Source organism: Malonomonas rubra, from assembly GCF_003247215.1.
Taxonomy (GTDB): Bacteria; Desulfobacterota; Desulfuromonadia; order Desulfuromonadales; family Geopsychrobacteraceae; genus Malonomonas; species Malonomonas rubra_A.
Map to the genome: position 1 here is coordinate 24,118 of NZ_QKAP01000073.1, position 11,820 is coordinate 35,937.

At 55.4% G+C, this 11,820-nt stretch carries 14 protein-coding genes; 12 read left to right on the top strand and 2 right to left on the bottom strand.

What is annotated here, in order from left to right; translation table 11 throughout:
- Positions 1–42: 42 nt before the first annotated feature.
- From Q7J88_RS07050 to Q7J88_RS07085, 8 genes are all read left to right on the top strand, one after another.
- Entirely contained in the window at positions 43–168 is a 126-nt protein-coding gene (locus Q7J88_RS07050) for a hypothetical protein (protein ID WP_303721459.1), read from the top strand.
- 13 nt (positions 169–181) lie between these two features.
- Positions 182–1,177 carry a sugar phosphate nucleotidyltransferase gene (locus Q7J88_RS07055; RefSeq protein WP_303721460.1) on the top strand — a complete coding sequence of 332 codons (996 nt, stop codon included), beginning with the start codon at positions 182–184 and terminating at the stop codon, positions 1,175–1,177.
- Between the two features lie 7 nt (positions 1,178–1,184).
- Positions 1,185–2,777 (top strand): DUF445 family protein, encoded by a 1,593-nt coding sequence (locus Q7J88_RS07060; RefSeq protein WP_303721461.1) that lies wholly within the window; start codon positions 1,185–1,187, stop codon positions 2,775–2,777.
- Between the two features lie 26 nt (positions 2,778–2,803).
- Positions 2,804–3,691, top strand: a complete 888-nt coding sequence (locus Q7J88_RS07065; RefSeq protein ID WP_303721462.1) for an ATP-binding protein — start codon at positions 2,804–2,806, stop codon at positions 3,689–3,691.
- 2 nt (positions 3,692–3,693) lie between these two features.
- The gene (gene msrA / locus Q7J88_RS07070) at positions 3,694–4,164 is read left to right on the top strand and encodes a peptide-methionine (S)-S-oxide reductase MsrA (RefSeq protein ID WP_303721463.1); all 471 of its coding nucleotides are present in this window, start codon (positions 3,694–3,696) and stop codon (positions 4,162–4,164) included.
- A gap of 107 nt (positions 4,165–4,271) precedes the next feature.
- Positions 4,272–4,976 carry an amino acid ABC transporter permease gene (locus Q7J88_RS07075; RefSeq protein WP_303721464.1) on the top strand — a complete coding sequence of 235 codons (705 nt, stop codon included), beginning with the start codon at positions 4,272–4,274 and terminating at the stop codon, positions 4,974–4,976.
- A gap of 25 nt (positions 4,977–5,001) precedes the next feature.
- A complete protein-coding gene (locus Q7J88_RS07080; RefSeq protein ID WP_303721465.1) occupies positions 5,002–5,826 on the top strand; it encodes a transporter substrate-binding domain-containing protein in 825 nt (274 codons plus the stop codon).
- A gap of 13 nt (positions 5,827–5,839) precedes the next feature.
- Entirely contained in the window at positions 5,840–6,724 is an 885-nt protein-coding gene (locus tag Q7J88_RS07085; protein WP_303721467.1) for an amino acid ABC transporter permease, read from the top strand.
- On the opposite strand, the gene Q7J88_RS07090 is transcribed toward Q7J88_RS07085, so the two are convergent.
- On the bottom strand, positions 6,718–8,010 hold the full coding sequence (locus Q7J88_RS07090) for a hypothetical protein (protein WP_303721469.1): 1,293 nt from the start codon (positions 8,008–8,010) through the stop codon (positions 6,718–6,720). The genes Q7J88_RS07085 and Q7J88_RS07090 overlap by 7 nt on opposite strands.
- A 122-nt stretch (positions 8,011–8,132) precedes the next feature.
- Here Q7J88_RS07090 and Q7J88_RS07095 point away from each other — a divergent pair, with 122 nt between their 5' ends.
- From Q7J88_RS07095 to Q7J88_RS07110, 4 genes are all read left to right on the top strand, one after another.
- Positions 8,133–8,591 carry an LEA type 2 family protein gene (locus Q7J88_RS07095; protein WP_303721470.1) on the top strand — a complete coding sequence of 153 codons (459 nt, stop codon included), beginning with the start codon at positions 8,133–8,135 and terminating at the stop codon, positions 8,589–8,591.
- A 4-nt stretch (positions 8,592–8,595) separates the two neighbouring features.
- The gene (locus Q7J88_RS07100) at positions 8,596–9,000 is read left to right on the top strand and encodes a YchJ family protein (RefSeq protein ID WP_303721471.1); all 405 of its coding nucleotides are present in this window, start codon (positions 8,596–8,598) and stop codon (positions 8,998–9,000) included.
- Positions 9,001–9,011: 11 nt separating this feature from the next.
- Positions 9,012–9,476 (top strand): CYTH domain-containing protein, encoded by a 465-nt coding sequence (locus tag Q7J88_RS07105; RefSeq protein WP_303721472.1) that lies wholly within the window; start codon positions 9,012–9,014, stop codon positions 9,474–9,476.
- Positions 9,477–9,916: 440 nt separating this feature from the next.
- Entirely contained in the window at positions 9,917–10,600 is a 684-nt protein-coding gene (locus Q7J88_RS07110) for a metal-dependent hydrolase (protein ID WP_303721473.1), read from the top strand.
- Positions 10,601–10,660: 60 nt separating this feature from the next.
- Here Q7J88_RS07110 and Q7J88_RS07115 read toward each other — a convergent pair whose 3' ends face one another.
- Entirely contained in the window at positions 10,661–11,812 is a 1,152-nt protein-coding gene (locus Q7J88_RS07115; protein ID WP_303721474.1) for an ABC transporter substrate-binding protein, read from the bottom strand.
- Between the last annotated feature and the right edge of the window lie 8 nt (positions 11,813–11,820).

Sequence of the window (11,820 nt, forward strand, 5' to 3'; positions counted from 1 at the left end):
TCGCGCTGCTGTTACTGCTGATTGGCGGAGAAAAGCTGTGAGTTGCTGGCGACCTACCTGCTCAGCAAAGGGGTGGCACTGGGAAAACTGGATTTCTATCCGCACGCTGCCGAGGGGCAGCCGTTGTTTTTCACCTTATCGGAGTCGCTTGGGGCGGCGCGAGAATAACGGGAGAGAGTAGATGAAGATAGTCCTGCCTGTTGCTGGAAAAGGGACGCGCTTGCGTCCGCACACCCACACCAAGGCCAAGTCGTTGGTCCATGTCGCCGGTAAGACGGTGTTGGAGCATATCATCGAGCGGTTGATGGTTGTCGATGTTGAGGAGTTTATCTTTATCACCGATGAGAATGGTCAGCAGGTGGAGGATTTCATGCAACGGAAATTCCCCGACCTCAAGTGTTCGTACCTAGTGCAGAAGGAGCGGCTCGGGCCGGCACATGCGGTGGCTTTAGCGGCACCGCAGGTGAAAGCGGGGGATAACTTGCTGGTGGTCTTTAACGACACCATTTTTGTTACCGATCTGGGCAAAATCCCACAACTCTGTGAGGATGCCGACGGGCTGATTTATTCGAAAGAGGTGGAGGACTACCAGCGCTTCGGGGTCAACGTGATGCGCGACGGTTATATCGTCGATATGGTCGAAAAGCCGGATACGCCGATTTCCCGGCTGGCTCAGGTCGGCCTCTATTATCTGAAAGATGGCGCCGGCTTCCTGCGTTCCATTGAACAGACCATCGAAGCTGGAGAAAAAGTCAAAGGCGAGTATTATCTGCCGTCGGTGTTTATGCGCATGATCGGTGAGGGAGCTAAGTTCAAGGCCCCGGAAATAGATGCCTGGCTCGATTGCGGCAAGCCGGAAACCCTGCTCGAAACGAACCGCTTCTTGCTCAAAGGGCGCCACCATATCCACGGCGAAGTGATCGATTGCGTGATGATCGAGCCGGTGCATATCGAGCGGGGCGCGATCATCAAGAACTCGATAATCGGCCCGAATGTATCGGTCGCTGCCGGCACCCGGATCGAAAACAGCGTGATCCGCAATTCGATTATCAATGCCGAAAACCATGTGAGTAACCTGATCCTCGACCACTCGCTGCTCGGCGATTCGGTGACCTTGGTCGGTTCGCCAAGACGGATGAATATCGGCGACCACTCTTTAATCGAAATGGACCAGTAGTCGCTTTATGGAATACCAGCAGTACCTGCCTTATCTCATTCCTCCGTTGCTCGGGGCGCTGATCGGTTATGTGACCAACTATATCGCCATCCGTATGCTGTTCCGGCCGCTTAAGCCGTGGCGGCTGATTGGTCTTCGGGTGCCGCTTACGCCGGGGATCATTCCGGGCAAGCGGGGTGAACTGGCGCGCAAAATGGGCGAGATGGTCGGTGAACACTTGCTCACCGTTGATGATGTTGGCCGCGCCTTCAGCAAAGAATCGATTCAGCGTGAACTGCGACTGGCGGTGACCGATAAGCTGGGCCTGTTCCTTGACCGAGAGCTGGGCCCGCTGGAGACGCTGATTCCAACCCGCTTCCGAGCCCGCTTCCGAGAATTGGTTGATCTGCTGCGCGGCAAAGTGGTCAAGCTGGTGTTCGATTACCTGCAGGGTGAACCCTTTGAGGCGAAGTTGCGCGATTATCTTAACCGGCAGGGAGATCAGTTGCTGGCCCGCGATCTAGCCAGTTTTTTGACCCCGCAGCGCTATCGCGATCTGCAGCTGCATCTGGACGGCAAGTACGCCGAATTCTTCCAATCGCCGAAGGTTGCCCAAGCGGTTGGCAGTTACATTGACCAGAAAACCGAAAAGCTGCTTGCCAGCGAAAAGCCGCTACGTGAAATCCTGCCGCAGGATTTGATCGAACTGCTCTTAGCCCAGCTGGAAAAAGAGTTGCCGCCGCTGGCGGAAAAGTTCGGCGGCATGCTCTACGATCCTCAGTTCCGCGCCCGCTTGGTGAAAAAGGGGAAAAAGGCGATCGACTCGTTTCTCGATTCCCTCGGCGGGCTGGCCGGTTTGCTGAGCGGTTTTATCGATCTGAACAAGATTTACGCCAAGATCCCGGAGTTTCTTGATAAGGCTGGGGATGAAATCGCCAACTGGTTGCGCGAGGCGGAGACCCAGGCGCAGCTGGCCAAGCTGTTGCGCGAGCGGGTTGACGGCCTGCTCGACCGTTCGCTGCCCAGCTATCTGGAAAAGCTGCCGTATGAGAAGGTTGTCGGGGTTCGTCACTTTATTCGCAACCAAGTGGTTGAGACAGTTCAGTCGCGTAAAACCATCGATACGGCGTTGATCCTGACTGAAAGCGCCATCGATCGGATCAAGGATCGCTCCTTCGATAACCTGCTGCACAACGCCATGCCGGATGGCGGTGTTGAGCGGGCGCGCGCACAGTTGGCCGATAAACTGTTGTCGGTACTCCGGTCGGCAGAGGCGCGTAGCGCGCTGGAGACCATTCTCGGCGAGCAGAGCGAAGAGTGGCTCTACCGCAAGCCGCTCGGCTTGCTGTCGGCGAAACTGCCGGGTGATCTACGTAGCGAGCTGGAAGCGGCGATCTGCCAGCTGGTCGAAGAGATGCTGAAGAAGGAAGCGCCGCGACTGGTGGAAACCCTCAACGTGCGCAAGATGGTCGAGGAAAAGGTCAATGGGCTCGATATCCTGCAGGTCGAAGGGCTGTTGATGGGAATCATGAAGGAGCAGTTCAAGTACATCAACCTGTTCGGGGCGCTGCTCGGTTTTCTGATCGGTTTCATCAACCTGCTGGCGATGCAAGTTATGTGATTTGATCTACCCAAGAGGAGAACCGGATGTTCGAAAATGATGAGGACCTAAAAGGGCAACTGCGGCGGGTTCTGGCTTCGGTGGAACAGTTGCTACCGAAAGCGGTTGGCGCTGTCGATTGGAGTTCCACAATTGCTGCCAACTGGCGGCGTCATTCCTTTGCCGGCTATCTGGAACCGGTCGACGAGGTCGAACCGGTGCAGCTGGACGACCTGCTCGGCATCGACAAGCAGAAGCAGATCCTCGACGACAACACCCGCCAGTTTGTCAACGGCTATCCTGCCAACAATGTACTGCTCTGGGGAACCCGTGGCACCGGCAAATCGACGCTGGTGCGGGCGCTGCTGAATAAATATGCCGAGCAGGGCCTGCGGGTTATTCAGGTTGACAAGGATGACCTGGTCTATCTGCCCGATATTTTCTCCTCCATCAAGGGAGAGGAGTTCCGATTTGTCATCCTCTGTGATGACCTTTCCTTCGAGGCGGGAGAGTCGAGTTACAAGATGCTGAAAAGCGCTCTCGATGGCTCAGTCTATGCCGCGCCGCAGAATGTCCGCTTTTATGTCACCTCCAATCGCCGTTACCTGTTGCCGGAGTACGAGACCGACAACCTCGGTTTCAAAATGGTCAACAACGAGCTGCATGCCGGCGAAGGGGTCGAGGAGAAAAGCTCGCTGGCCGACCGCTTCGGCCTCTGGGTGCCCTTCCACCTGTTCAGTCAGGATCAGTACTTTGAGCTGGTCAAACAAATCACCAGCCGACTGGCCGCCGAAAGTGGCATTCGCGTAGAATGGAATCAGGAGCTGCGCGACGCGGCCCTGAAGTGGTCGCATGACAAGAGCAAGCGCTGTGGGCGTACGGCCTTGCAGTTTTCCCGTTACTGGGTCGGGCAGCAGTTGCTGAAACGGAGTTGAATATGGAACGGGCGACCTTTGCCGCAGGCTGCTTCTGGGGAGTAGAAGAAGCGTTTCGCACTCTCGACGGCGTGGCGGAGACAGCGGTCGGCTATATGGGCGGCAACGTCGAAAATCCGACTTATCGGCTGGTTTGTACCGGTGAGACCGGGCATGCCGAGGTGGTCGATCTGCACTTCGATCCGACAGTGATCAGTTATCAGCAGCTGCTGGAAACATTCTGGGATAAACACAATCCAACCACCCTGAATCGCCAGGGCTGGGATATCGGCAGCCAATATCGTTCGGCAATCTTCTGCCACAGTGAACAGCAGCGGCAACTCGCCGAACAGTCAAAGGCAGAACTGGAAGCGTCCGGCAAATATTCCGATCCGATTGTGACTGAAATCACCTCTGCAGGGCCGTTTTGGCGTGCAGAAGAGTATCATCAGCAGTATGTCCTGAAAAACAAACCGGGCTGTCAACGCGGTTAAGGAGCTGTGCGATTTTTCCCCCGAGCCTGCCAAAATCGCTGTGTCTGAACACACTGCTGCAAATTTTCGCCTTTTTGCTGGTGTTGGGCGGGTGTTGCTGGGTTCTTGTGCAGGGGGCGGAAAATCTCGGTTACAACTGGCAGTGGAACCGGGTTCCCCGTTACCTGATCAAATCTACCGCTGACGGCTGGCAGGCTGGCCTTCTGTTGCAGGGGCTTTGGCTGACGTTGAAAATCACCGCTGGCAGCCTGCTGCTCTCCCTGCTGATCGGCTTGCTTGCGGCGTTGATGCGCTTGTCGACCAGTCCGATGGCGAAAGGGATCGCCTGGGGTTATCTGGAGACGATTCGCAACACCCCTCTACTGATTCAGATTTTCATCATCTATTTCGTTTTTGCGCCGATCCTTGATCTTGGTCGTTTCAGCTCGGCGGTGCTGGCGCTCAGCCTGTTCGAGGGGGCCTACGCCTCGGAGATTATCCGCGCCGGGATTCTGTCGATTCCGCTCGGGCAGTGGGAGTCTTCGGCGTCGCTCGGCTTGCGGATCGCGCAAACCTACCGTTTCATCATCCTGCCGCAAGCGCTCCGGCAGATGATTCCGCCCCTGACCAGCCAGGGAGTGTCGCTGATCAAGGACTCGGCGCTGGTATCGACCATCGCTATATACGACCTGACCATGCAAGGTCAGCAGATTGTTGCCGAGACCTTTCTGACCTTCGAGATCTGGTTCACGGTGGCGGCAATCTACCTGGCGGTCACCTCTCTTCTGTCTCTTTTGGTAAGATATTTGGAACGAATTTTAGCTGTCTATTAAACTGCTATCCCACGGAGGAATGCGTATGAAATTGAGAAATGCGATGGCTTTGCTGTTGCTGGGCGCGCTGATGGTTTCCCCACTTTGGGCGGGAGAGGCGCGGCATGATCTGATTGAGCAGAGCACCCTGGAAAAAGTGATCGACAAAAATACGCTGCGGGTCGGTTTTTCCACCTTTGTTCCCTGGGCGATGAAGGATAAGCAGGGCGGCTATACCGGTTTCGAGATCGAGGTCGCCGAGCGGCTGGCGGCCGACATGGGAGTGGAGGTACAGTTCGTGCCGACCAAGTGGTCGGGGATCATCCCGGCGTTGCTGACCGGCAAGTTCGACATCATCATCGGCGGTATGGGGATTACGCCGCAACGCAACCTGAAGGTGAACTTCAGCAACCCGTACGAATTCAGCGGCATGTCGATCGTCGCCAACCGAAAACTGGCTGCCGGCAAGATGGGGCTTGATACCTATAACGATCCGGAGCTGACCATCGTCGCGCGGATCGGCACCACCGCTGCTGCTGCTGCCAAGAAATATCTGCCACAAGCACAGCTGCGGCTGTTTGACGACGAGGGACAGGCGCTGCAGGAAGTGCTCAACAACCGCGCTGCGGCAATGGTCTCTTCGCAGCCGTTCCCGGAATTCCAGACCATCAAATATGCCGACAAGCTGTTTTTGCCGCTGGTGGGGAAAACCTTTACCAAAGAGCCGATCGGTTTTGCCATCCGCAAAGGGGATATCGATTTCCTCAACTACCTGAACAACTGGATTCTGGTGAAGAACGCCGACGGTTGGCTGCAGGAGCGCTACGACTACTGGTTCACCACCCAGGACTGGAAGAGTCGGGTCGAGTAGGAGCTAGGGTTTGATGATGCAACGGCGGCTCCGCTGGGGCCGCCTCGATACCTTTCTGCTGTTGTTACTGCTTGGCGTGCTGGTCCTGTTCGGCTATCGGGTCGAGGCGGGGCTTGAGTATCGCTGGAACTGGGCGGTAATCCCCCAGTACTTGCTCCGTTTCGACGAGACCAACGGCTGGACAGCCAACCTGCTGCTGCAGGGCTTGTTGACCACCATCCGCCTCAGCTTCTGGAGCCTGCTGCTGGCCCTGTCGATCGGCCTGCTGGCCGGACTGCTGCGCACCAGTACGCTTCTATTCAACCGCCTGCTCGGGGGCACCTTTGTTACCCTGCTGCGCAACCTGCCGCCGCTGGTGCAGGTACTGATCTTCTACTTCTTCCTCAGCGACCAGATCCTGCCACTGTTGCGGGTCGGTGAGCGCCTGGCAGATGCGCCGCAGTGGTTGCAAACCGCTTCTGCGCTGCTGCTGGCTCCGGCCGATCAGGTCGAAGCTTTCATTGCCGCGGTGATGACTCTGGCCCTGTTCGAGGGGGCTTATATCGGCGAGATCGTGCGCGCCGGAATCAACGCCGTTGAGATCGGGCAATGGGATGCGGCGCGGGCGCTGGGGATGCGCCGCTGGCAGCTGCTGCGGCATGTTGTTCTGCCACAGGCATTTCAGAAAATGATTCCACCGTTGGCCGGGCAGGCGATCTCGACGATCAAGGATTCGGCCATCGTCTCGGTAATTTCGATCCAGGAACTGACCTTCCAGGGGATGGAGCTGATGGCGGCGACCTATCTGACCTTCGAGGTATGGATCAGCGTAACCTTGCTTTATTTTATGCTGACCTTCATCTGCTCCCGGTTGGCGGGGCGGCTGGAATTGCGGCTGCGGCGCAGCTATCTTTACTGATAGAGGGAGAGCTGGCTCAGGCGCTGGTCGATTAGTTCAACAACTTCCTGATAGCGGATGCTGTCGATATTGCCGTAGCGATCGATAAAGTTCTTTTCGCTCAAGCCTTCCTCAAGGTCCCGGAAATCGGGAAAAAATTCACGTTCTCCGGTAAGTGAAACTAGCTGGCGCTGAAATTTTCGCGCGCCCTGTTCCGAGGCGGTTGCCCGTTCCGCAAACCACAAGCCGCTCCGATCGGCGGCCAAATCGATAAAGCTGAAGCCGCTACCGCCCGGATTGGCATCGAGCAGCTCCTTGAATTCGCCGACGGCGAAGCCAATCCGTACATCGGAGAGGAGTTTGATGCCGGCGGAAACCAGGAAGTGCTGGCGTAAATCGTTTCTGCCTGCCAACAGAAATCTGGATTTGCTGTTGCGGGGAAAAGGGGTCGGCGGATTGAGCAGATATCTGGACAGCCGGTGAAACTCCCAGCCCCCAAGGTAGATGGACAGGGCAGTCAGTGCGGCGCGGTTTTCCTCCTGTGGCGATCTGTTCTGCGACTCCTTTTCGACCTTGCGGAACAGGGGGGGAATAATCTGGCCGAGGGAAGGCTGCAGTTTGGTCGGTTGTCGGTTCAGCTTGTCGAGCAGCTGCAGGTAGTAGCCGGTTCTTTGCAGTTCGTAATCGCTGCTTTGCTGGCGTAAAAAACCTTTCAGCACCGCCAGCAGGCGATTTTTCAAACGCCCGAACTCGGCCCCGGAGCGGAAGGTCACATGCAGTCGGTCATCGCCGAAGGTCAGGTTTTCCACGGTGGCCAGCAGGCGGCTGCCGAGCTGCTCATCACCGAGTAGGTTGAGAACTGTCTCCGCCGACCAGAGGGCGACGGAGCCGGGGATTTTCAGCTGGCCAATGCTGCAGCTGGCCAGTTTCAGACCCTGTTCGCTCGGCAGGATCGTGACGCCAAGATTCAGATATTCGCCGAAGGGAGTTGACGGAATTTTCAGCGACACGTTGCTGTGCAGAGTCTGGTTTTCCAAGGCAAACTGGCCGGCTAGAAAAGCAGCTCCTCGACCGACGAACGCTGCTGCTGCATTCAGTTCTTCGATCCTCACCGTCAGCTCAGCTTGTCGGTCCTGCTTCAACACCTTCCAGGAATCTTTCAGCAACAGTTTGGTTTGTTGGGCTGCGGCGCTGTCAGGTGTTCGACTTTGGGTCACCAGTGGCGAGGGGGCGAGTGCCAACTTCAGCAGAATCAGCGGGAGAAGGATTGCGGTCAACAGGCAAAAGATGATAATTTTTCGTAACATTTAGATATCCACTTGGAACCAGGGGGATCTTTTCCTCTCCTGCTGTTGTAGCGAAAACAGAAAATATGCTGGATTTAACTACTGCGGTCAACCGAAAGCGATTTTATAAAAGGGTACAATAAATGAAATTACGTTATCTACTCCTGCTGTTATTATTTCTCGCCGGCTGCGCGACTTTAAGCCCTATTTTCGAACAGCCAAGAGTCAGTGTCAGCAGTTTCCAGATGTTGCCGTCGAATAACATTGTGCCGAAATTCGAAATTGGCTTGCACGTTCTCAACCCTAACCGTATCCCCTTGAAACTGTTCGGCATGACCTACGAGGTGGAGCTGGAAGGGCACCGGGTGTTGAGCGGGGTGGCCAGTGAACTGCCGCTGATAGCCGCTTATGGCGAAGGGGACGTGCTGCTGCAGGCAACGCCTGATCTGTTCAGCACCATCAGCTTGTTCACTGATCTGATGAATCAGCCACGGGAAAAGTTCAACTTCAATTTTTCCGCCCAGTTGGATGTTGGCAAGTTGCTGCCGAAAATTCGGGTGGAAAAGTCGGGGCAGATTTCTCTTCCGAGCAATCAGCGGTAACGCGATGTTGAGAGCAAACCAAGACTGCCCATGCTGTAGCGGGAAAATCTATCAGCAGTGCTGCGGACCGCTGCATACCGGTCAGCAGGTAGCGAAAACGGCGGAGCAGCTGATGCGCTCCCGCTTTTCTGCCTATGCGCTGAAACTGATCAATTATCTCTACGAGACCACCCATCCAGACAAGCGGGATGCGCAGTTCCATGACGAAATGGAAGCCTGGGCCAATCGAGCCGAATTTACCGCTCTGGAAATTCTGGGCAAGAAACAGGGCCGCTTCCTCGACAAGTTCGGCAAAGTAGAGTTTATCGCCTACTACCGGCAGTTTGGTGAGGAGAAGCAGATGCACGAGCTGTCCCGCTTCCGGCGCTATCGGGGCAAATGGCATTATTATGATGGCGTGGTTGAATAGGGTTGACGTTGATGGCCATTGAGATCGAACGCAAATTTCTGGTGGCAGATGACAGCTGGCGGGACAATACTACGGGAATTCTCTTCCGGCAGGGCTATCTATCGGCCGAGCCGGAACGCACCGTGCGGGTGCGGCTGGAAGGGGATGCCGGCAAGTTGACCATCAAGGGAAAATCGCAGGGGATCAGTCGCAGCGAGTACGAATATGAAATTCCGCAGCAGGACGCCATGGAGATGCTCGATCATCTTTGCCTGCTGCCGTTGATCGAAAAGACCCGCTATCGGATCAAGTATGCCGGTCTGGTTTGGGAAGTCGACGAGTTCTACGGTGCCAACGAAGGCTTGATTCTGGCCGAGGTCGAACTTGATTCGGAAGAGGCGGTGTTTGAACGGCCGGACTGGGTCGGGGAGGAAGTCTCCGGTAACCCGCGTTTTTTCAATTCCAACCTGGTGAAAAATCCTTTTACCGAGTGGTGATTAGGGTCCCATCAGCATATCGTACTGGGTGAACGCCATGACGGCGCCGAGCAGGATGCAGATGATGATCACTAGTATGATTTGTCCCTGAGTCATTTCAATCCCCTTTAATTTTATCCGAAACACGGCGGACATCCGGCAGGCATCACCTGGTTTCGGGATGCATCGTCGTGCAGCGGCAGCTTCCTAGCTGCTTAGTGGCAATAATGCTTTCCAGCAGCAGGGAGTGGCCTTTCTTCTCAACATCTCTGCGGATGTCTGATTCAGTATGGTTGAAGCAATAGCAGATCAGTTTGTCCATTTGCCAAGCGTAACCCAAGAGTGACAGATAACAGAATAAAAAAGATTCTGTGCTATTCTCTGAACAGCCGGTTCGGAATGCTATGAACCAGCGGTTGGCTTGTTGATATCGGTACAAAAGATGAAAGAAAGGACTGCTGATGAACAAATTGACTTGGTTTGGGCATGCAACTCTCGGCTTGGAAACGGGTGGTTTCAAATTGCTGATAGATCCCTTTTTTTCGGGGAATCCTGCGGCCTCGGCCACGGCGGAACAGGTCGAAGCGGATTTCATCCTGGTTAGTCATGGCCACGGGGATCATGTCGGTGACGCATTGGAGATTGCCAAACGTACCGGTGCCCAGGTTATAAGCAATCACGAAATTGTTACCTGGTGTGCTAAGCAGGGCTTGGAGAAAGTGCATGGGCAGCATCTCGGTGGTGGCTTCAAGCACCCTTTCGGTTACCTCAAGCTTACCTTGGCCTTGCATGGCTCGCAGCTGCCGGACGGCTCTTATGGTGGCAACCCCTGTGGCTTCCTTTTAACCACCAATGACGGCAAGAAGATTTATCTGGCTCAGGACACCGGTCTTTTTGGAGACATGAAGCTGATTGGCGATGAAGGGCTCGATCTGGCGGTCATCCCGATTGGTGATAATTACACCATGGGACCGGAGGATGCTTTGCGGGCCGTGAAAATGCTCCGTGCAAAGCAAGTGGTGCCGATCCATTACAACACGTTTCCATTGCTGCAGCAGGATGCCACAGGCTGGGCTGAACGGGTCGCGCGTGAGACAGACTGTCGGGCTGTGATTCTCCAGCCAGGGGAAAGTTTGACCCTGTAAAACAAAAAAAGCCTCCCTTAACGGGGAGGCTTTTTGATTTTGTCTATGGGTAAAGACAAGTTACTCAGCCATTACAAACTTGCCGTCTTTTACCTGCACGATAACCATCGAATCTACGCCGAGGCCATTGTGGTCTTCGGGGGTGATGTTGTAGGTTCCGGAGATGCCAACATAGTCTTTGGTGTTCTCGATCTCCTTGCGCAGCACTTCAGAATCGGTTCCGATCTTCTTAATTGCATCTGCGACGATCATGATCGCATCCCAGGCGTAGCCGGAGTGGGTGTTGATCGGGAACTGCTTGTCGTAACCTTTCTCCTGGTACAGCTTGATAAACTCCTTGATCACCGGTTTCTGTGGGTCGCTGTCGGGCAGAGCGTCGGCAACCATCAACTTGGTCGAAGGCATCCGGTCCCCTTCGCTCGCCTTGCCGGCCAGTTCGATGTACTTCGGATCGGGCAGGCCGTGGCACTGGAACAGTGGCAACTCGAGACCGAGCTGGGCCTTGTTCTTGGCGACGATCGAGCCTGCCGGGCCGATCGTCCAGGTGATCAGCGCCTGCGGCTTTAGGTTTTTCGCCTTGGTTAGCTGAGCAGTCATGTCTGTGTCGCGGGTGCCGAACGACTCTTCGCCGAGAATTTCGATCCCGTACTTCGGAGCGAACTCCTTCATCCAGCGGGAACCATCTTTACCGAAGCCGTCAGCAGCGGTCAGCAGCGCTACCTTGGTCAGGCCTTTCTCTTTCAGGTACATGAACAGTCTCTCTACGGCGATGCTGGAGCGTTGCGGCGATTTGAAAACCCATTCGAAAGCGCCGAACTTGCCGCCCATGATTACCGGGTCGCCGCCGACGGTCATAAAGATTGGTGTTTTTCCCTGATCGGCAACCTTTTTCACGTTCATGCCGGTATCGGTCAGGGTGGGGCCGATGATGGCGGCAACCTTGTCTTTGTAGATGAACTTTTTGGCGATAGAGGCCGCTTTGGCTGGGTTTGCCTCGGTGTCACCGACAATCAGTTCAATCATTTTGCCGTTAATACCACCCTCGCTATTGATCTTTTCCACCACCATCTCGGCGACCAGTTTGGTCGGAGTGCCGATGAAGGCGGCCCGGCCGGAAAGGTCGAAGAAGGCACCCAGCTTAATGGTGTCAGCAGCCAGCAGCGGGCTAGCGGTCAACAGCAGGCAGGTCAACAGTACCAGAATCCTCCGCATAACATCCT